This window comes from Deinococcus apachensis DSM 19763 (genome assembly GCF_000381345.1).
Lineage (GTDB): Bacteria > Deinococcota > Deinococci > Deinococcales > Deinococcaceae > Deinococcus > Deinococcus apachensis.
This window is the reverse complement of the sequence record NZ_KB906413.1, coordinates 1-19,043: the sequence shown is the minus strand read 5'-3', so window position 1 is coordinate 19,043 and position 19,043 is coordinate 1. Positions and strand designations below refer to the sequence as shown.

Here is a 19,043-nt window from a genome sequence, read left to right as displayed (position 1 = left end):
CGTGGAGGGCTGCCGCGCCCCCTGTGGGCGGGCCTGCTCGGGATGGGCGCGGCGCTGCTCACCGGCTGTCAGTCGCAGCGACTGATCAGCATGGGGGACCTGTCGTCGGCGTCCAACCGCGAAGTGTTCTGGATGAGCATCCCGGCCATCGCCTTCTCGATCATCATCTTCGTGGCCGTCGCGTACACGCTGTTTCACACGGTGCAGCGCTTCCGCGAGGACCGCAACACGGCCGAGCCCGCCCAGTTCCACGGCAACAACCGGCTGGAGGTCGTGCTGGTGGTCGTGCCGTTCCTGATCGTGGTGCTGCTCAGCGTGCTGACGGTGCGGACGATGGCCCGCATCAACCCCACCCCGCAAGACGCCGTGAAGATCGACGCGCTGGGCAAGCAGTTCTGGTGGAACTTCGGCTACCCGAGTGCTCCGGCGGCGGCGGGCGGCAACGTCACCAACGGCAACGAGCTGGTGATCCCGACCCGCAACCAGGTCGCGATCACCCTGACCGCGGGTGACGTGATCCATGCGTTCTGGGCGCCGAACCTGGGGCCGCAGCGCTACGCGATCCCGGGCAGCCAGAAAACCTGGCAGATTGATACCGACCGGGTGGGCGTCTACTACGGGGAATGCTCGTTCCTGTGCGGGGCCAGCCACGCGAACATGCGCTTCCGGGTGATCGCCCTGGAGCCCGAGCGCTACAACACGTTCCTGCAAGCGGCCCGGGCCTACCGCGCTCCCACCCCCGCCCCCGGCAGCGCCGAGGAGCGTGGGTATAACATCTTTATCAACGGCAAGCCCAGCACAGGGGCGCTCGCCTGCGCCTCGTGTCACCGGGTGCAGGGCACGCCCGCCAACGGCCTGGCCGGTCCCGACCTGAGCTTTTTCGGTACGCGCCACACGCTGGGCGCTGGGATGTGGGAGGGCGAGCGTGCCCGCGAGATGCTGCACGAGTGGCTCAAGCACAGCCCCAAGGTCAAGCCCGGCTCGCTGATGCCGACCTATGACGGCAGCGAGTACCTGGTCAACGGCAAGGTCCAGAAGGGCGGGGTGCTGACGGACGCGGAGATTGACGACGTGGCCGCGTACCTCCGCAGCCTGCGCCTGCCGGAGGAAGCGGACTACTGGCGCGGGGTGCCCGTGATAGGAGCGGGCAACTCGCAGGGCGGCGCCGACCAGGCCAATGGTGGCGATCAAGGAGGTACCCGGTGACGGTTCAGCAGGCTCCATCCTCCGTCTCCACGACCCGCCGGGGCGCGTGGGAGGTCATCAAGGATTACATGATGACCACCGATCACAAGAAGATCGGGATTCTGTATATCGTCACGTCCATCGTGGCCTTTGCCATCGCGGGCATCCTGGCCGTGGCGATGCGGTTGCAACTGGCGCTGCCCGAGCAGACCCTGCTGGTGGGCAACGCCTACAACCAAGTGCTCACCACGCACGCCGTGATCATGATTTTCTTCTTCCTGATTCCCATCGGACTCTTCGGGTTCGGGAATTTCTTCCTGCCGCTGCAACTGGGCGTGCGTGACGTGGCGCTGCCGCGCGTGAACACCTTCGCGGTGTGGCTCTTCGTCTTCAGCCTGGTCCTCCTGATCTCCAGCCTGGTGAACGGCGGCGTGCCCGGCACCGGCTGGGTCTTCCCCTACCCGCTGGTGGTGGACGGCAACCAGACGGGCGGCTCGGTCTTCATGGTCGCCGTGATCCTCAACGGCCTGGGGTCGCTGCTGGGCAGCGCGAACTTCGCGGCGACCATCGTGAACATGCGCACGCCCGGCCTGAGCCTGTGGAAGATGCCGATCTTCTCCTGGTCCATCTTCGCCACCGCGATCCTCCAGCTCGTCAGTCTAGGCGGCCTGACCGCTGCCGCTTTGGCGGTCTTTGTCGAGCTCAAGCTGGGGCTGAGCATGTTCAACCCCGGCATCGGCGGCGTGCCCATCCTCCAGCAACAGTTCTTCTGGTTCTACTCGCACCCCGCCGTGTACGTGATGCTGCTGCCCTACCTGGGCATCGCCGCCGAGATCGCCTCGACCATGGCCCGCAAGCCGCTGTTCGGCTACCGCGTCATGGTGTACTCGCTGCTGGGCATCGTGCTCGTCAGCCTGCTGGTGTGGGTCCACCACATCTTCGCGGCCGGGTTGCCTGAGGCCTGGCAGATCGCCTTCGCCATCGCCACCCTGATCGTGGCCGTGCCGACCGGCGTGAAGATCTTCAACCTGATCGGCACCCTGTGGGGTGGGCGCATCCTGATGAAGTCGCCGACCTACTGGCTGGTGGGCTTCATCTTCAACTTCCTGATCGGCGGGATCACGGGCGTGTCGCTGGGGATGATTCCCTTCGACTACCAGGTCACCATGAGCTACTACGTGGTGGCACACTTCCACAACGTGATGATGTTTGGCACGGCGTTCCTGGCCTTCGGCGGCCTGTACTACTGGTGGCCGAAGATGACCGGCCGCTTCATGGACGAGAAGATCGGGCTGTGGCACTTCTGGCTGTTCATGATCGGCTCGTGGATGACCTTCCTGCCGCAGTACATCCTGGGCCTGATGGGCATGCCCCGGCGTTACTACACCTACCCGGCGGGCAACTGGACCTGGACCGAGCTGAACTTCGTCTCCACCCTGGGCGCGCTCGTGCTGCTGGCGGGCGGCGTTGTGTTCGTGTGGAACATGCTCCAGAGCATGCGCCGCCCCATCACCGCCTCCCCCAACCCCTGGGGCGGGTTCACCCTGGAGTGGACGGCGGCTTCTCCCCCCGCCGCCTACAACTTCGCCCATGAGTTCCCCACCACCTTCCCCACCGAGCGCCCGCTGTACGACTGGGAGAAGAGCGGGGAGCGGCTGACCCCGGTGGACCCGCGCTCCATTCACCTGCCGGTGGACTCGATCTGGCCCTTCATGACGGCCTTCAGCGTGCTGCTGATGGGCTACGGCCTGAGCTTCGGGTGGTTCACGAACTACACCCCGACGGGCGGCCTCCAGCCCTTCTTCAACGCGGCGCCGGGCCATATCTTTGCCAGCCTGCTGCTGTACGCCAGCATCCCGCTGTTCCTGTGGTCGCTCTTCAAGTGGGCCGGGACGCGCGAGTACGACGTGCCCGTCGAGCACCACCACCTCACGAAGTACGACAACGGCTTCATGGGCATGGCGTGGTTCATCATCTCGGAAGTGGGCCTCTTCGGCGTGCTGATCGCCGGGTACGTGTACCTGCGGATGATCGGGGCCGCCGAGCCGCCCGCCCTGCGCCCCAACGTCTGGCTGGCCGCGCTGAACACCCTGATCCTGGTGTCCTCTTCCTTCGTGATCCACAAGGCCGAGCAGGATCACCACCACGGCCGCTACACCTGGTTCCGGCTGGGGCTCTTCATCACCCTGCTGCTGGGTACCTTCTTCATGCTGTTCCAGGTATACGAGTTCTCGCTGTTCGGCCACGAGAGCGACTGGAAGCAGAACCTGTGGCAGTCGTGCTTCTTCATCATCGTGGGCCTGCACGGCCTGCACATCCTGATCGGCGGCACGGGTGTGGCCCTGCCGTACTACCAGGCGCTGACCGGCAAGATGGACAAGTACAACCATGGCTCCCTGGCCCCCGCCAGCCTGTACTGGCACCTGGTGGACGTGGTGTGGCTGTTCATCGTGGCGATCTTCTACGCGTGGTGAGATAGCGATCAGCCATCAGCATTCAGAGGTGGGGACGTGACGAGCGTCTCCACCCTCTTCTTTGGCTGACGGCTGACCCCTCCTGGGACACCCCTCCCCCCTTCCCCGCCCTAGCCTGCCCCCATGAAGTGGCTCACGGCAGCACTGCTGGCCCTGGCGGCGGTTCTGGGGGGGCTGCTGCTGTACCGCAACGTCTTTCCCACCCCCACGGCGGGGACGGTGCTCGACACCCCCGTCCCCCTGCCCGCGCTGCGGCTGGTGAACGACCAGGGCCAGGCGACGACCCTGAACAACTCCGGTGGGAAGTTGCGGCTGGTGTTCTACGGCTTCGTCCGCTGCCCGGACGTGTGCCCGGCGACCCTGGCGACCCTGAAAAACACCCTGGCCGATCTGACCCCGGGGCAGCGGGAGCGCGTGCGGGTGCAGTTCATCACTGTGGACCCGGCGTACGACCGGCCCGCCGTGGTGCGTGAGTACCTGACGCGCTTCGACCCCAGCTTCACCGGGCTGACGGGCGACGCAGCGACCATCAACGAGGCCGCGCGGGTGATGTTCGTGGCGAATGTGCCGCCGCAGCCCCTGTCCGCCAGCACCCACGGCGAACACTTGGGGCACGACGGCGGGACCGACCAGACGGACGAGGTGCCGGGGGGCGCGACCGTGGCGGCCCGGGTTCACGGGGACCACGTCAGCGTGGTGGACCCGCGGGGACGATTCGTGAGGGTCTACAACAACGGGGAAGTGGTGGACGGCGAGCTGGGCCGCGACCTGCCGGGGCTGATCCGGGTGTACGGCCAGTAACGCGGGCGGGGGGGGAGGCAAAGCGGCGGTTCCTCCCCCGGCCCCCTATCAGTCACGGAGCTGGATAACGCTGAAGACCGCTCCGTCCGGGTCGGTCAGGACGGCGATTGTGCCGTAGGGCGAGTCGAAGGGCGGCACGGTGACCGTTCCCCCGTTCTCGGCGGCGACCCTTACCGCGTCCTGCACCTCGTTCACGGCGAAGTAGGGCATCCAGTGCGGCGGAATGGAGGCGGGCCAGTGTTCCTCGTCCATCTGCATGATGCCGCCGACCTCCTGGGTGCCCTTTTTCAGCGTGTGGTAGGTCAGCCCCTCCACCCCGGGCATGGGTTCACTGGTCGCCCCGAACAGCCGTGTGTAGAAGTCGCGGGCACGTTCGGCATCACGAGTGTTGACCTCCTGCCAGGTCATGCTGCCGTGCTCGTTCTCCAGCTCGGACCCCTGAAACTCCAGCGGCTGCCACAGGCCGAAGACGGCCCCGGTGGGGTCGGCGGCGACCAGCATGTGACCCAGCGGCCCCACCTGCATGGGCTCCACCATGATCTGCCCGCCCAGTTCCCGAATGCGCTCTGCGTCGGCCTGGGCGTCGTCGCTGGAGTAGTAGACCGTCCAGACGCTGGGCATCTGCGCCGTCTCCGGGCCTTTCTCCATGAATCCAGCGACGGGATGCCCATACTGGCGGACCATGTGGTAATGCCCGTAGTCCGGCCCCTGGTCCTCGAAGGTCCAGCCGAAGAGGTGGCTGTAAAACCGCCGCGTCTCCTCCGGTTTCGCGGTCGTGAGGTCGTACCAACTGGGCGTTCCGGCGGCCTGCTGCGTGCGAACGGTCATGCTGTCCCTCCCTGGTTATGAGGCGGAATGGGCCGATAACCCAGCTTAAGTTACAACACCTCTTATGTCAATGGCAGAATAAGGCACCTAACTTCACCAAATAGATAACCTCCTACATCTGCTACTTCTTTTTAGGAAATAGCGTAATATAGGGGGTATGACGGAACCGCTCGACGCCGCGCTGCGCCCCAAGACCCTGACGGAGTACGTCGGCCAGGAGCGGCTCAAGGAGAAGTTGACGGTGTACCTCCAGGCGGCCAAGGGTCGCCGCGAGGCGCTGGACCACACGCTGCTGTTCGGCCCCCCCGGCCTGGGCAAGACGACGCTCGCGCACATCATCGCCGCCGAACTCGGGGTGAACATTCGCGTGACCTCCGGTCCGGCCATCGAGAAGCCGGGGGACCTGGCCGCCATCCTCACGAACAGCCTGGAGGAGGGCGACGTGCTGTTCATCGACGAGATTCACCGGCTGGGGCGGGTGGCGGAGGAACACCTCTACCCGGCGATGGAGGATTTCAAACTCGACATCGTGCTGGGGCAGGGTCCGGCGGCGCGGACCATCGAGCTGCCGCTGCCGCGCTTCACGCTGGTGGGGGCGACCACTCGGCCCGGCCTGATCACGGCGCCCATGCGCTCGCGCTTCGGCATCATTGAGCACCTGGAGTACTACACGCCCACCGAGATCGGCACCAACCTGATGCGCGACGCCCGGCTGCTGGGCTTCGGGCTGGGCGAGGACGCGGCGGTGGAGATCGGCGCCCGCTCGCGCGGCACGATGCGCATCGCCAAGCGGCTGCTGCGGCGCGTGCGCGACTATGCCGAGGTGGCGGGCGAGAAGGTCATCGAGCTGCCGCGCGCGATGGACGCCCTGGACCGCCTGGGGCTGGACGCGGCGGGGCTGGACGACCGCGACAAGAAGTACCTGGAGACGCTGATCCACCGCTTCGCGGGCGGGCCAGTCGGCGTGGACACCCTTGCCACCGCCATCTCGGAGGACGCCCTGACCCTGGAGGACGTGTACGAGCCGTACCTGATCCAGCTCGGCTTCATCAAGCGCACCCCGCGCGGTCGCGTCGCCACGGCCCACGCCTACGACCACCTGGGGCTGCCGGTCAGCGGGCGGGACGAGGACCTGTCGGGGATTTACACGAACTGAGGCGGTCAGGATCAGTTTTCAGACAGCGCAGGCTCCCAGCAGCAGTTGCTGGGGGTCTTTTGCTGACCGCTATCCTTCCCCCATGACTGCCCCCCAAGTCCAGATGTTCGGCCTGAAAAAGAGTGCCGCCACCCGCGCCGCCGAGCGCTTTTTCAAAGAGCGGCGGGTGAAGGTGCAGTTCGTGGACCTCTCGCAGCGTCCGATTGCGAAGGGGGAGCTGACCCGCTTCGTGCAGAAGTTCGGGCTGAATGCGCTGCTCGACCTGGAGGGCAAGGCCTACGAACGCTCCAACCTCGCCTACCTCCGCACCACTGAGGAAGGCATCATCACCCGGATCATCGAGACGCCGGAGCTGCTGCGGTTGCCGCTCGTGCGCGGCGGCAAGGTGCTGACGGTGGGCGAGGACCCGGAGGGCTGGGCGCGGATGCTGGAGGGGTGAGCCCTTACGATTTCGCCCCTCCCTGGCGCTCCAGCCGGTTCAGGAATGCCAGCATCCCATTGACGAACGTGGCCCCGAAGTGCGAGCCACCAAGGTGCGGGCCGGGCAGACGCAGCAGGCGGCTTTCGGACGAGGTGGCACGCTTGAAGATCGCCTCGCCGTTGCGCTTGAAGGGCACGGCCTGATCTTCCGGGCTGCCCGCCACGAGGAGGGGGACCCGCGCCACCGCTGACCCGGCAAAGGTGACGGGATCCCGGTTCGCCGGGAGTGCCGCTCGGGTGCTCAGGCCGTGGGCGACCCGAACGTCCTCCCGGAACTTGGGGTTCACCCCCTTCCAGACATCGAGGAGGCTCACCTGCGCGTCGAGCAGCACCACGCCCGACACGGGATAGACGGGCATGTACGCGGCGAGCAGGGCGGGCAGCCCTCCCATCGAGTAGCCGAAGTTGTAGGTGCGGCCGTTGAACGCGAAGGTGCGGATGGCCCGGTGGCGCATGTCCGCGTTGTAGGTGATGGCCTGCGGCGCCCCCCAGGTCGTCGCCCCCGCATCGTTGCTGACCAGGACCGCGTATCCCGCACCCGTCAGGCGCGTGAACAGGGAGCGCAGGTGGGGGCGGGTCAGGCTCTCCTCGGCCGTCAGGCCCCGCGAGTGCGAGACGACCACGAGCGGGCATGCGGGGGCGCACTTGATGGGGCGCAGCAGGAAGGCGTCCCCCAGCGGATGCGGGAAGCGCAGGGCCCGCGCTATCCCGGCCACCGGCTGGGGCGCGTCGGGACTGCCCAAACGCGGGGTGGGGGGCGCTGCCGCCAGGGTGACGGAGGACAGGAACAGCAGCGAGAGGGCGACGCGCTTCATCGCTGCCGAGGCTACCAGAACCCCGGGCCCCGGAAGGTTAGCGTCCGAACAGCCAGCGTGAGAGAGCCGTGCCCTCCAGCAGCCGCGCCACCAGGACGGGCACGCCCAGCGCGACCAGGCCGTACAGGACGAGCACCCCCAGGAACCCGGGCGTGTCCTGCGGAAAGCCAAGCCGCTCCAGGAACCACAGGATTGCCGGGTGCAACAGGTAAATCTGGAGGCTCACGGTGCCCAGGTAGACCAGGCCAGATCGCCACCGGGTCTGCCAGGGCGCGAGGACCTGTGCGGTCCCGAACAGGGCGAGGACCGCCGCCGCCGTATACGTCCAGTTCGCCGCGCTGTACGTCAGGCTGCTCACGGGCGCGCCCCGCAGCATTGCCACCGCAACGGGCACATACCACAGCAGGGCCAGCCCCGCCGCCAGGGCGAACCACCCCCGCCAGCGCGACCAGAGCGCCTCGAACGCGCCGGGATTCGCTCCGAAGTACATTCCGAGGGTCAGGGCCGGGACGTACCACAGGGCCATCGTGCCGGGGAAGCGGAAGTTCAGGATGTCCGCCCGGTTGAGGCCGTACACCGCGAACTGCACCGCGAAGGCCGCCAGCAGCACGGCCAGGAAGGGCCAGCGCCGCCGCCACAGCGGCAACAGCAGGGGCAGCACCAGGTAGAACTGGAGGACGATCAGCAGGAAATACAGGTGGAAGTACCCCTTGCCGTACTGCACCCACACCTGCCAGCGGTGAGGGTCACGCAGCGCGGCGGGGTCGTCCTGCCCGGTGGCGACCCGGAACAGCACGTACAGCACCGTCCACAGCAGGTACGGCAGCAGCGCGGTGCGGACGCGCGCCCAGTAGTACTTCCCGGGGTCGAAGCGGCGCAGGGCCGAGCGCGTCAGCACGAGGGCCGTCATGAACACGAACGCGGGCACCACGAAATGCAGTGTCCGGTTGACGGCGGCCAAGCCGAGCGCCAGGGCCGACCCCGCCTCCGCGTGCCGCAGCGCGAGGCCGGTCAGGTGGTGCGCGACGACCGCGACGATGGCCAGCCCGCGAAAGAGGTCCACGGCCGCGAGCCGCTCCCCGGAGGCCGTCGCAGGGGGGGCGGAGGAATCGCTGCTCACGGTCGTCATGGGCAGGGCCAGTATAGGCAGGTCCTTCCCAGCCCGGGCCGGATGTAGGGTGAGCCCATGCACTCCACCCTCAAGAAACTGAACTACGCGGGTCACCCCGACGTGTTCGTCCTGAACGCCCCGGAGAACTTTCAGCCCGTGCTGGACGAGATGCGGAACCTGACCACCGTCCACACCCAGATGACGGAGGACAGCGTCCCGGCCTTCATCCTGACCTTCGCCACCCGGCAGGATGAGGTGGACGACTTCGCCCGGCAGGTGGGACGGCGGACGCGGGGGGACGCCGTGGTCTGGATCGCCTACCCCAAGGGCACCTCGAAACGCCACACCTGCGAATTTAACCGGGATACCGGGTGGGCCGAGTTGGGCGCCCAGGGATTTGAACCGGTGCGCCAGGTCGCCATCGACGAGGACTGGACGGCCCTGCGCTTTCGCCGAGTGGGCTTCATCAAAACCCTGAGGCGCCGGGGGGCGCTGTCGGAGGAAGGCCGGAAGAGGACCGGGGGTTAACGCTCAGCCCGCTCCAGCCGCACCCGCGTGTTGTGGAAGGTGCTCCCCCCACCCAGGTCGGTCAGTGTCTGGGCCGTGACCGCGTTGATGCTCGTCCCGTCCGGGGCGCTCAGGCCCCACCACGTCCCCTCCACGACCGCCACGCCGGGCTGCGCGGCTTCCGTCACCTTCACGCGGCGCCGGGCCTGCCCCACCTCGCTGACGATGCGGGCGTACTCACCGTCCGCCAGGCCATACGCCTCGGAGTCCCCGGGGTGGATCAGGACGTGGGGCTCGCCGCCCTCGGCCCGGTTCAGGTTGGCGAGGTTGCCATAGGTGCTGTTCAGGAAGTGGTGGGCGGGAGGCGTGAGCAGACGCAGGGGGTACTCGGCGTTCAGAGCAGCCTCCACTGGCCGGTACTGCGGCGCGGGCGAGAGCTGCACCTTCCCGCTCGGCGTCGTTGCCCCGTGGGCGTAGGGCAGAAAGCTCTCGGGAAGGTTCAGGCGCACCGTGCCCTCCGCCTTCAGCCGCTCCGGCGTGATGCCAGCGAGGTGGGGATGCTCGGTGTCCAGCACTTCGGCGAGGAGGTCGTCCACCGTCCAGTACACGCTGGGCTCGGTCACGCCCAGGCGGCGGGCGAGTTGCTGAAAGACCCAGGTGTTGGGCCTCGCCTCGCCGGGGGCCTCCAGGGCGGCCGGGTTGTAGCCCAGCCAGTGGTGGCCGTAGCTCGTGTATACGTCGGGGTGTTCCATGAACGTAGTGGCGGGCAGCACGTAATCCGCCAGCCGGGCCGTCTCCGTCATCGCCTGCTCCAGCACGACCATGAGGAGGTCGTCCCGCATCATCCCCGCGCGAACCCGGGCCGAGTCGGGCGCGACGACGGCGGGGTTGGTGTTGTACACGACGAGGGCGCCCAGCCCGGCCCCCGGCGCGAGGGCATTGGCCAGCTCGTTCATGTTGACGTGGGGCACATCGGGCCGGATCAGGTGCGCCGCTCCCAGCCGCGAGCGATTGAGGGTGAAGGCACCGCTCGTGCTCAGCACCACGCCGCCCCCCCGGTGCCGCCAGTCCCCGGTTAGGGCGGGAATCAGGGTCACAGAGCGCAGGTTCGTGCCGCCGTTCTCGTGGCGGGTCATTCCGTACCCGACCCGGATATAGGTGGGCCGGGTGGTGCCGATGGCGTGGGCCAGGTCGCGGACCTCCTCCACCGTCAGGCCCGTCACCTCCGCCGTGCGCTCGGGGGTCCAGTCCCGCGCCGCCTCCCGCAAGTCCTCCACGCCCCGGGTCGCCTCGGCGATGTAAGCATCGTCCGTCCAGCCGTGGGCGAACAGTTCGTGCATCACGCCGAGCGCCAAGGCCGCGTCCGTGCCGGGTTTCAGCTTGAGGTGGGTGTCGGCATACTGGCTGGTGCGGTTGCGGTACGGGTCGATGTGGATGATGCGCGCCCCATTTTTCCGCGCCGCCGTCATCTGCGGCGTGAGGTGGCTGTTCGTGCTCAACGAGTTGATCCCCCACAGGATGATCAAGCGGGCGTGCGGCACGTCCAGGGGGTCCACCCCGTAGCGGGCGCCGTAGCCCATCGCCCAGGCCGCCGTCCCCGCCGTCGCGCAGATCGTCTCGTCGAGTTCAGGGGTGCCCAGCGCGCGCCACAGGGCGTGAACATGGCTGCCCTCCATCAACCCCATCGTCCCCGCGTAGTTGTAACGCAGGATGGTGGAGGGGCCACGCGTCTCCAGCAGCGTTTTCAGCCGGGCGGCGATGTCGTCCAGCGCCTCGTCCCAGGTCACGCGCTCGAAACGGGGCTCGGAGTCGGCCTTCTTCCCCACCCGCCGCAGGGGGTACAGGGGGCGATCAGGATGATTCTGCCGGGCCGGGTAATGCACCGTCTTGGCGCAGGCAAAGCCCTTCGTGTAGGGGTGATTCGCGTCCCCGGTCAACTTCACCGCCCGCTCCGCCCCGTCCTCGCCGCGGCTCAGGGTGATTCGGAGGCGGCAGGCGTCCGGGCAGTCGAGCGGGCAGGTCAGCAGAACGTCGCGGGTGACGGGGGCGGGCACGGTCATGGGAGGAGTCTACGCGCCAGGGGCGGGCGGAAGGCCCTTCAGGACACGTTGAATCTGACAGCCGCCGTGCCGTCCAGCCATAGCGAATCTGGCCGATTGTCCTGGGTGGGGGCGGGGCCGGACAATGCCCCCACCATGAACCCTCATCCCCTTCAGCCGGACGCCAAACCCGTTACCGAGGAGCAGGTGCAGGCCGCCTGGGTGGGCGAGCTGCCGAGACTGGCGGGCCGGGTGGAGGTTCGGGCGTACGACCCCCAGTGGCCGCACCTGTACGAGCGGGAGGCCGCCCGCTTGCGCGGCCTGCTGGGCGAGCGGGTGCTGGCGCTCGATCACGTCGGCTCGACCGCCGTGCCGGGGCTGCCCGCCAAACCAATCATCGACATCGACCTGTCGCTCGCCGACTCGGCGGACGAGGCCGCGTACCGGTCCCTGCTGGAGGCCGCGGGCTACCGCCTCGTCGTGCGCGAACCGGACTGGCACGAGCACCGGATGTTCAAGGGACCGGACACCAACATCAACCTGCACGTCTGGACGCTCGGCAGCCCCGAGGCGGCGCGGCACCTGATCTTCCGCGACTGGCTGAGGGCGAATCCGGAAGACCGGCAGCGGTATGGGGAGTTGAAGCTGGCCCTCTCGGAGCAGAACTTCGAGTACGTGCACGCGTACAACAACGCCAAGGCGCCCCTGATCCACGCGATCTACGCCCGGGCCCTGGCGGCAGGAGGGCTGTAGCACCTGCTCATCATGGGGGGCTACCCACAGGGGATGCACCACAGACACAATCCTCGTCATGCCCCCCCGCGGCGGCGCGCCGATCATCCTTCCTTTCTTCACGTGGCTTTCTTTTCGCCGTGTCCGGGCGGGATAGACTTCTGCCCATGATCGCAAAGACCTACACCACGATGCTTGGCGGGCGCGAACTGAGCATCGAGACGGGGCGGCTGGCGAAACTCGTCAGCGGCAGCGTCACCCTGCGTTACGGCGACACCGTGCTCCTCGTGACCGCCCAGGCGCGCGACGAAAAGAGCACGCTGGACTTCCTGCCGCTGACCGTCGAGTTCGAGGAACGGCACTACGCCGTGGGCAAGATTCCCGGCTCCTTCCACCGCCGAGAGGGGCGGCCTGGCGAGCGCGCGATCCTTTCCGCCCGCATCACCGACCGCCAGATTCGGCCCCTGTTTCCCAGGGGTTACCGTCACGAGACGCAGGTGATCATCACCGTGCTCTCCGCCGACCAGCAGAACGCGCCCGACGTGTTGGGACCCATCGGCGCCTCGGCCGCGCTGAGCGTCAGCGACATTCCCTGGAACGGGCCGACCGCCTGCGTGCGGGTGGGGCAGATTGACGGCGACTACGTGATCAACCCGACCGCCGAGCAGCTCACCCGCTCCGGGATGGATCTGGTGGTCGCCGGAACGCGGGACGCCGTGATGATGGTCGAGGCGGGGGCCCAGGTCGTCAGCGAGGAGGCCCTGGTGGGCGCCATCGAGTTCGCCCACCGCGAGATGCAGGGTGTGCTGGACCTGATCGAGACGATGCGCGCCGAGCTGGGCCGCGAGAAGTTCAACTTCCTGGAGGACGGGGACCTGGCCCCCGACCTCGTGCCCGAACTCGCGGCGGCCGCGCGGGCGGCGGGGTTGCGGGACGCGCTGCTCACCACGAAGAAGAAGGAGCGCAGCGCCAACCTCAAGGCCCTGCGTGACCGCCTGATCGAGGAGCGGCTGCCGGAGGGCGAGGTCGAGGGCGCCGAGGAGCAGATCGTCGCGCTCAAGGCCGCCTTCGGCAAGGTCGAGAAGCAGGAGCTGCGCCGCCTGATCCTCGAGGAGGACCTGCGCGCCGATGGGCGCAATTCCAGGACCGTCCGCCCCATCTGGATCGAGGTGCGGCCCCTGCCCCGGGCGCACGGCAGCGCGATCTTCACCCGCGGCGAGACGCAGGTTCTCGGCATCACGACGCTGGGCACTGAGCGCGACGAGCTGCTTGTGGACGATCTGACCGAGGAGACGCAGGACCGCTTTCTGCTCCACTACAACTTCCCGCCGTACTCCACGGGCGAGGTTAAGCGTATGGGCGGCCAGTCCCGCCGCGAGGTGGGGCACGGCAATCTCGCCAAGCGGGCGATCCGCGCGGTGCTGCCCCAGTTTGACGACTTCCCCTACGTGATCCGCGTGGTGGGCGAGGTGCTGGAGTCCAACGGATCGAGTTCGATGGCAACGGTGTGCGCCGGGACCCTGAGCCTGATGGACGCGGGCGTGCCGCTGAAGGCCCCGGTCGCGGGGGTGGCGATGGGTCTGGTAATGGAGGAGGGCAAGTACCGCATCCTCACCGACATCCTGGGGCTGGAGGACGCGCTGGGCGACATGGACTTCAAGGTCTGCGGCACGGCGGAGGGCGTCACCGCTCTCCAGATGGACATCAAGGTGGGCGGCATCACCCCCGCGGTCATGCGTGAGGCGCTGGCCCAGGCGCGCGAGGCCCGGCTGCACATCCTGGGCAAGATGGCCGAGGTGCTGCCCGCCCCCAGGCTCGAGCTCTCCCCCACCGCGCCTCGCATCCTGACCCTCAAGATCAACCCCGAACTCATCGGCAAAGTGATCGGGCCCGGCGGCAAGCAGATCCGCGAGCTGGAGGCGATGGGCGCGCAGATTACGGTCGAGGAGGACGGCACGGTCCGCATCTTCAGCGCCGACGGTGCCGCCGCCGAGGCCGTCCGCGCCCGCATCGAGGGCCTGACGAAGACCGCCCGCGTCGGCGAGGAGTACGAGGGAACGGTGGTCAAGACCGCCCCCTTTGGCGCCTTTGTCAACCTCTTCCCCGGCCAGGACGGGATGCTGCACATCTCGCAGATGAGCGAGCAGCGGGTGAACGCCGTCGAGGACGTGCTCAACGTCGGCGACAAGCTGCGGGTCAAGATCATCAACATCGACGACCGCGGCAAGATCGACCTGATCCGGCCCGAGCTGGAGGGCAAGATCGCCCCCCGTGAGCCCCGTCCCGCCCGCACGGGAGGCAGCGACCGGGGTCCGCGCCCGCCGCGCCGGGACTGAGGAATAGGAGCTAGGACAGAGGGGCCGCTTCCAATGAGGCGGCCCTCCTCTATTCGCGCACCGTGAACACGGCCAGGGCCGCCGCCACGAGCGCCCCGACGGCACCAATCGTCAGCGGCCCGTCCTGGTGATTCAAAAAGGCCTCGATCACGAGGGAAAGTCCCACGACACTCGCCCCCAGCGTGACGAGGAGGGCGACCCTGACCGGCACGGGGGACGCCTGCCGCGCCGAGATTCGGGCGCCCCACCCGTACCCCGCCAGGATGAGCAGCACTGCCCCGAGCCAGCCCGTCATGCCCGCAGGATACCGGGTGGGCGCTAGAATCCCCGGCATGAGGCCCGCCTACCTGACCGCCGCCCGCAACCTGCAACTCGGGCGCGAATGGGCGGTGGAGGGTGATCAGGAGCGGGCGCTCGACGCCTACGAGGAGGCGCTGAGCATCCTGCGAGCCCTGCCGCCCGAACGCACGCGCGACGTGCTGCTGGCGCACACCCACCTCGCCTTTTACCAGACGCTCGCCCTGGTGGGGGGGGGCGCGGGGCAGGAGCACCTGCACCTGGGCGTCAGCTACGCACGCTCGACCCGCGATCCGCTGGCCCGCGCCATCGCCGAGGAGTGCCTGAGCGGGCTGGACGCGGTGTTGTGACGAGAAACGCCGCCCGGGGTGAGCCGAGCGGCGCCTGGGACAGGAGGATTACTGTCCGGGAAGCTGGAGTTGCGCGACCGTGCGGCGCTGCGCCTTATCGTACGCGCACTGGGCGCCGAGCTGGCCTAGGACCGCCGTCTGCCCCTGGATGCTGATGTCGGCGGGACCCGTCAGCGTCCAGCCTCCGCCCGGCACAGTTTGCACATTCCGCACGAGTTCGCTTGGTGTGGCGGCAATCTCCGCATGCAGGTTCTGGCCCGGCTGCAGTTGCCCGCCCTGCTGGAGTACCCCCCTCAGGGCCGTCAGTTGCTCGGCCTCGCGGATACCCTCGCGGCACTCTTCCAGAAACTCGAACTTGCTGATGCCGTTGGCCCGGGCGTCGCTGTAGTAGGGGTTGGAGCGGATGGACAGGGCGGTCACGAAGCCCAGCAGCAGCACGCTGAGCAGGATGGCGACCCACAGCAGCGTGCGGCCCACGTTGCCGTGACGTTTGGGGGAGGTCAGCTCGCTCATGTCAAGCGTCAGCATAGCGTGGACGGGGAGGGCCGGAATGCCCTCACCAATCGGTCTCGATGCCGGTCACTCCGCCCAGCCCCACCCGCGCCAGCGCGTCCCGCACCGTCTCGCCTGTCACCGGATGCCGCAACTGTGGGTCAAGGTCGGCGAGGGGGGCCAGCACGAAAGCCCGCTCCCAGGCACGGGGGTGCGGCAGGATCAGGCCAGGGCCGTCCCCCACCCGCGCCCCGTACAGGATCAGGTCGAGGTCGAGGAGACGCGCCTCCCAGCGTTCGCGGCGTACCCGCCCGACCCGCGCTTCGATGTTGTGGAGGGCGGCGAGCAGTTCCACCGGGGCGAGGTCCGTCTCCACCCGCACCATCGCGTTGAGGTAGTCGGGTTGCCCGGGGGGACCGCCGACAGGAGCGGTGCGGTACAGGCGGCTCACGCCCGTCACCCCGCCCAGCGCGGCGAGGTCCTGCCGGGCGCGGCGCAGCGTGATCAGCGGTTCGCCCAGGTTCGCGCCCAGGGCGATGAAGGCCGCCTCGCTCACTCGCCCTGCCGCAGGGTCAGTTCCGCGTACACGTCCCGAAAGACGCCGGGCAGCGGCGCGAAGGGCTTGTGGACCCGCACGGTCACGACCTCCAGTCGGGGATGGTCGCGCAGCAATCTCCGGGCGATGCGGCCCGCCAGCACTTCGATCAGCCGGTGGCGCTCACCCGTCACCTCCTCCCGAATGGCGTCGTAGACCGCGGCATAATTCACGGCGGCGGCCAGTTCGTCGGGAATCCCGGCGAAGGGCCAGTGCAGCTCCGCGTCAATCACGAAACGGGCCCCCAGCGCCGCCTCCGTCTCGTACACGCCGTGCCGCGCGTGAAACTCCAGCCCCTCCAGAACGACCCGGCTCATGCCCGGGATTCTAGCGACCGGGGAAGAAGTCGGGGTCGTCCAGCGCCGCCTGCACCCGCAGGGCCTGGACGTGGGCCGCGGCTGCATGGACGCGCACCATCGCCGCCCCCTGCCGCGCCGCATGCAGGTGCAGGGCCAGGCTGCCCGGGTCACGGTCGGCAGCGTTCGGCACCCCCGCCAACAGGTCAATCATCTTTTTGCGGCTCGCCCCGACCAGCACGGGAGCTGGCCCGGCCGTGAGCTCCGGCAACGCCCGCAGCAGGGTCAGGTTGTGCGCCGCCGTCTTCCCGAAGCCCAGCCCAGGGTCGAGGAGCACCGAGGGCACGCCCGCCGCGAGAACAGCCGCCGCGCGCTCACGCAGGAAAGCGTGGACCTCAGCCACCACATTGCGGTACTGGGGCGAGCGCTGCATGGTGCGCGGCTCGCCGTGCATGTGCATGACGCAGGCGGGGGCGCCCGCCGCGGTGCAGACCTCTACCATCCCGGGGTCGCGCAGTCCCGTCACGTCGTTGATCAGGTGGGCGCCCGCCGCGAGCGCCGCGTGAGCCACCTCGGGCTTCATGGTGTCCACGCTGAGCAGCACACCCTCGCCCGCCAACGCCCGCAGCACGGGCCGCACCCGGTCCAGCTCCTGCTCGGCGGGCACCGGCTCCGCGCCGGGCCGGGTGCTCTCACCGCCCACGTCGATAAACATGGCGCCCGCGTCCCGCATCGCCCGCGCCCGGGTGACAGCGGCCTCCAGAGAAGCGTGTCTGCCCCCGTCGCTGAAGCTGTCCGGCGTGACGTTCAGGACGCCCATCACGGCGCAGCCCTTCCAGGTGACCCGCCACCCATTCGGCGCACGCTCTCCCCCCGGTACGGGGAACCCGAAAGTCAGGGCGTGGGTTCGCGCCGTCCAGTCCTCAACCTGCGGGCTCATCGCTTTCCCCACCCTTGGTGGGCCGGGGCGTCAGGGTGAAGCTGACCATCACCCGCTGCCGCTCGGGAAAGGCGTCCACGTAGGCGGGCATCCGCCGACCGGAGCGGAAGGGCACGTAGCTCTCCTGGGCTATGGGCAGATGCGTTTCCAGCGCCACGGCGACCGGATGCTCCGCCGGGATCAGGGTGCCGGGCCGCAGGCTGTACTTCACGCTGGGCGCCCCGCCGCTGGCCCGCACCGTCAGCGCCTTGCCGGTGGGCCGCTCCTCGTCGCCGGGCTCCGCCTCCAGCCGGGCCACGGCGCAGACCGCGTAGAGCACCGGCGCTGCCGTCCGTTCCGCGAGGGCATACAGGGCGCTGCTCGCACTCACATCCGCCCGGCGGGCGAGTTCCGCCAGCGCCCGCCCGCTGGGTCCGAAGCGGGCGAGCAACTCGTCAATCAGCGCATCCGGCATCAGGATGGCGGCGGCCCCCACATTACACAGCGTCTCGATGACCTGCTCCAGCCGCTCGCCCTCGTAGGCGTCGTGCAGGTCGCTCAGCAGGTCGTCGTCGCCCAGCAGCAGGGCGTGGCTGATCTCGTGCGCGAGGGTGAAGCGCTGGCGCTCCGGGCGCACCCGGCTGTTGATCAGCACCACGCGGTGTTCCGGGTCGTACGCCCCGTCGCGGTCCCCCATCGGCATGAAGGTCAGGGTGGCGTCCAGCCCGCTCATCAGGCTGTGGGTGTCCAAACCGGGGAGGCCCCGGACGTAGGCCGAGGCCAGTTCCCGCATCCGCGCCTTGGCAGGAGCGAGCGTCCCCGTTTCCGGCGAGGCGTCCGGGGAGGTCTGCTCAGGAGGGGTGCGGCCCTGCGTCACCCGTGCAGCTTACCGCGCCCCGCCTGCCCTATTCCCACAAAGCCGAAGCGCCACCCGGGTCAGGGCGGCACCTCATGCAGAGAACCTAGCCCCGCGCTTTAAGGGCATCCACGAGCGCTACATATTCACGCCGCGCGTCCTCCTGGTTTTGCCCCCGCAGCGCTGCCCAAGCGTCGTGCTTGGCCCCGCCCACGAAGTCGAACCCGCCGGGGCGCGCTCCCGTCACGTCGCCGACCGTACCCTGCTTGTACAGGGCGTAGAGCTTGAGGAGGACATCATTACCGGGCTTTCTAGAAAGACCCTGCACGTCTTGCTGCGCCTGCTCGAAGGCCTGCCGTACCCCTTCTGTCATGGTTGGAATTGTAGTGGGTCCAAGAGGGTGACCACCCTTGGAAAAGCGCACACCCCCCGCTGGAGGGCAGGGGGTGAAGGGAAGGGCAGGGGGGAAGAGGGAGATGCGGAGCGAGTAGAAAGGAGGTGATCCAACCGCACCTTCCGGTACAGTTACCTTGTTACGACTTCACCCCAGTCATGAACCACAGCCTAGACACCTGCCTTTCAGCTCCCGGTGGTTTCAGCTGCAATGCACTCCCATGGTGTGACGGGCGGTGTGTACAAGGCCCGGGAACGTATTCACCGCGGTATGCTGACCCGCGATTACTAGCGATTCCACCTTCACGGAGTCGAGTTGCAGACTCCGATCTGAACTGGGACCAGTTTTCAGCGATTGGCGCACTCTTGCGAGTTGGCGGC

At 68.4% G+C, this 19,043-nt stretch carries 20 protein-coding genes and 1 rRNA gene; 9 read left to right on the top strand and 12 right to left on the bottom strand.

Annotated elements, in window-relative coordinates; translation table 11 throughout:
* Nucleotides 1–42 precede the first annotated feature (42 nt).
* The 3 genes from coxB (at nucleotide 43) to F784_RS0117445 (ending at nucleotide 4,460) form a co-directional block, all read left to right on the top strand.
* Nucleotides 43–1,206 (top strand): cytochrome c oxidase subunit II, encoded by a 1,164-nt coding sequence (gene coxB / locus F784_RS0117455; RefSeq protein ID WP_019588020.1) that lies wholly within the window; start codon nucleotides 43–45, stop codon nucleotides 1,204–1,206.
* Complete coding sequence (locus tag F784_RS0117450; protein ID WP_019588019.1) at nucleotides 1,203–3,659, top strand: cbb3-type cytochrome c oxidase subunit I; 2,457 nt, start codon at nucleotides 1,203–1,205, stop codon at nucleotides 3,657–3,659. The genes coxB and F784_RS0117450 overlap by 4 nt, the downstream gene beginning before the upstream one ends.
* Nucleotides 3,660–3,782: 123 nt before the next feature.
* Nucleotides 3,783–4,460 (top strand): SCO family protein, encoded by a 678-nt coding sequence (locus F784_RS0117445; RefSeq protein ID WP_019588018.1) that lies wholly within the window; start codon nucleotides 3,783–3,785, stop codon nucleotides 4,458–4,460.
* A 48-nt stretch (nucleotides 4,461–4,508) separates the two neighbouring features.
* Here F784_RS0117445 and F784_RS0117440 read toward each other — a convergent pair whose 3' ends face one another.
* Nucleotides 4,509–5,288, bottom strand: coding sequence for a VOC family protein (locus tag F784_RS0117440; protein ID WP_019588017.1), 780 nt, complete (start codon nucleotides 5,286–5,288; stop codon nucleotides 4,509–4,511).
* A 157-nt stretch (nucleotides 5,289–5,445) separates the two neighbouring features.
* Between F784_RS0117440 and ruvB the strand changes: the two genes are divergently transcribed.
* Both ruvB and F784_RS0117430 read left to right on the top strand, forming a co-directional pair.
* The gene (gene ruvB, locus F784_RS0117435) at nucleotides 5,446–6,444 is read left to right on the top strand and encodes a Holliday junction branch migration DNA helicase RuvB (protein WP_019588016.1); all 999 of its coding nucleotides are present in this window, start codon (nucleotides 5,446–5,448) and stop codon (nucleotides 6,442–6,444) included.
* 82 nt (nucleotides 6,445–6,526) lie between these two features.
* Entirely contained in the window at nucleotides 6,527–6,883 is a 357-nt protein-coding gene (locus F784_RS0117430; RefSeq protein ID WP_026332556.1) for an ArsC/Spx/MgsR family protein, read from the top strand.
* A gap of 4 nt (nucleotides 6,884–6,887) precedes the next feature.
* On the opposite strand, the gene F784_RS0117425 is transcribed toward F784_RS0117430, so the two are convergent.
* Nucleotides 6,888–7,739 (bottom strand): alpha/beta fold hydrolase, encoded by an 852-nt coding sequence (locus F784_RS0117425; RefSeq protein ID WP_019588014.1) that lies wholly within the window; start codon nucleotides 7,737–7,739, stop codon nucleotides 6,888–6,890.
* 37 nt (nucleotides 7,740–7,776) lie between these two features.
* On the bottom strand, nucleotides 7,777–8,868 hold the full coding sequence (locus F784_RS0117420) for an acyltransferase (protein WP_019588013.1): 1,092 nt from the start codon (nucleotides 8,866–8,868) through the stop codon (nucleotides 7,777–7,779).
* A gap of 57 nt (nucleotides 8,869–8,925) precedes the next feature.
* On the opposite strand from F784_RS0117420, the gene F784_RS0117415 reads away from it, so the two are divergent.
* On the top strand, nucleotides 8,926–9,378 hold the full coding sequence (locus F784_RS0117415; protein ID WP_019588012.1) for a hypothetical protein: 453 nt from the start codon (nucleotides 8,926–8,928) through the stop codon (nucleotides 9,376–9,378).
* Here F784_RS0117415 and F784_RS0117410 read toward each other — a convergent pair.
* Nucleotides 9,375–11,417 carry a molybdopterin oxidoreductase family protein gene (locus F784_RS0117410; RefSeq protein WP_019588011.1) on the bottom strand — a complete coding sequence of 681 codons (2,043 nt, stop codon included), beginning with the start codon at nucleotides 11,415–11,417 and terminating at the stop codon, nucleotides 9,375–9,377. The genes F784_RS0117415 and F784_RS0117410 overlap by 4 nt on opposite strands.
* A gap of 135 nt (nucleotides 11,418–11,552) precedes the next feature.
* Between F784_RS0117410 and F784_RS0117405 the strand changes: the two genes are divergently transcribed.
* The gene (locus tag F784_RS0117405) at nucleotides 11,553–12,149 is read left to right on the top strand and encodes a GrpB family protein (RefSeq protein ID WP_019588010.1); all 597 of its coding nucleotides are present in this window, start codon (nucleotides 11,553–11,555) and stop codon (nucleotides 12,147–12,149) included.
* A gap of 146 nt (nucleotides 12,150–12,295) precedes the next feature.
* Nucleotides 12,296–14,464 (top strand): polyribonucleotide nucleotidyltransferase, encoded by a 2,169-nt coding sequence (gene pnp, locus F784_RS0117400; protein ID WP_019588009.1) that lies wholly within the window; start codon nucleotides 12,296–12,298, stop codon nucleotides 14,462–14,464.
* A 49-nt stretch (nucleotides 14,465–14,513) separates the two neighbouring features.
* On the opposite strand, the gene F784_RS0117395 is transcribed toward pnp, so the two are convergent.
* Nucleotides 14,514–14,759 (bottom strand): hypothetical protein, encoded by a 246-nt coding sequence (locus tag F784_RS0117395; protein ID WP_157465339.1) that lies wholly within the window; start codon nucleotides 14,757–14,759, stop codon nucleotides 14,514–14,516.
* Nucleotides 14,760–14,796: 37 nt separating this feature from the next.
* Between F784_RS0117395 and F784_RS0117390 the strand changes: the two genes are divergently transcribed.
* Nucleotides 14,797–15,111, top strand: a complete 315-nt coding sequence (locus F784_RS0117390) for a hypothetical protein (protein WP_019588007.1) — start codon at nucleotides 14,797–14,799, stop codon at nucleotides 15,109–15,111.
* A 48-nt stretch (nucleotides 15,112–15,159) separates the two neighbouring features.
* Here the strand turns inward: F784_RS0117390 and F784_RS0117385 are convergent, their stop codons facing one another.
* The 7 genes from F784_RS0117385 to F784_RS0117355 all read right to left on the bottom strand — a co-directional run.
* Nucleotides 15,160–15,624, bottom strand: coding sequence for a hypothetical protein (locus tag F784_RS0117385; RefSeq protein WP_040383519.1), 465 nt, complete (start codon nucleotides 15,622–15,624; stop codon nucleotides 15,160–15,162).
* Nucleotides 15,625–15,667: 43 nt separating this feature from the next.
* Nucleotides 15,668–16,159 (bottom strand): 2-amino-4-hydroxy-6-hydroxymethyldihydropteridine diphosphokinase, encoded by a 492-nt coding sequence (gene folK, locus F784_RS0117380; RefSeq protein ID WP_019588005.1) that lies wholly within the window; start codon nucleotides 16,157–16,159, stop codon nucleotides 15,668–15,670.
* Nucleotides 16,156–16,515 (bottom strand): dihydroneopterin aldolase, encoded by a 360-nt coding sequence (gene folB, locus F784_RS0117375; protein ID WP_019588004.1) that lies wholly within the window; start codon nucleotides 16,513–16,515, stop codon nucleotides 16,156–16,158. Before folB ends, folK begins: the two co-directional genes overlap by 4 nt.
* Before the next feature lie 10 nt (nucleotides 16,516–16,525).
* Nucleotides 16,526–17,434 carry a dihydropteroate synthase gene (folP, locus tag F784_RS0117370; RefSeq protein WP_019588003.1) on the bottom strand — a complete coding sequence of 303 codons (909 nt, stop codon included), beginning with the start codon at nucleotides 17,432–17,434 and terminating at the stop codon, nucleotides 16,526–16,528.
* Nucleotides 17,418–18,206, bottom strand: a complete 789-nt coding sequence (locus F784_RS0117365; protein WP_019588002.1) for an ImmA/IrrE family metallo-endopeptidase — start codon at nucleotides 18,204–18,206, stop codon at nucleotides 17,418–17,420. Before F784_RS0117365 ends, folP begins: the two co-directional genes overlap by 17 nt.
* Nucleotides 18,207–18,375: 169 nt before the next feature.
* Nucleotides 18,376–18,642, bottom strand: coding sequence for an acyl-CoA-binding protein (locus F784_RS0117360; RefSeq protein ID WP_019588001.1), 267 nt, complete (start codon nucleotides 18,640–18,642; stop codon nucleotides 18,376–18,378).
* Between the two features lie 118 nt (nucleotides 18,643–18,760).
* Nucleotides 18,761–19,043: ribosomal RNA gene (locus tag F784_RS0117355) — 16S ribosomal RNA — on the bottom strand; the annotation flags it as partial.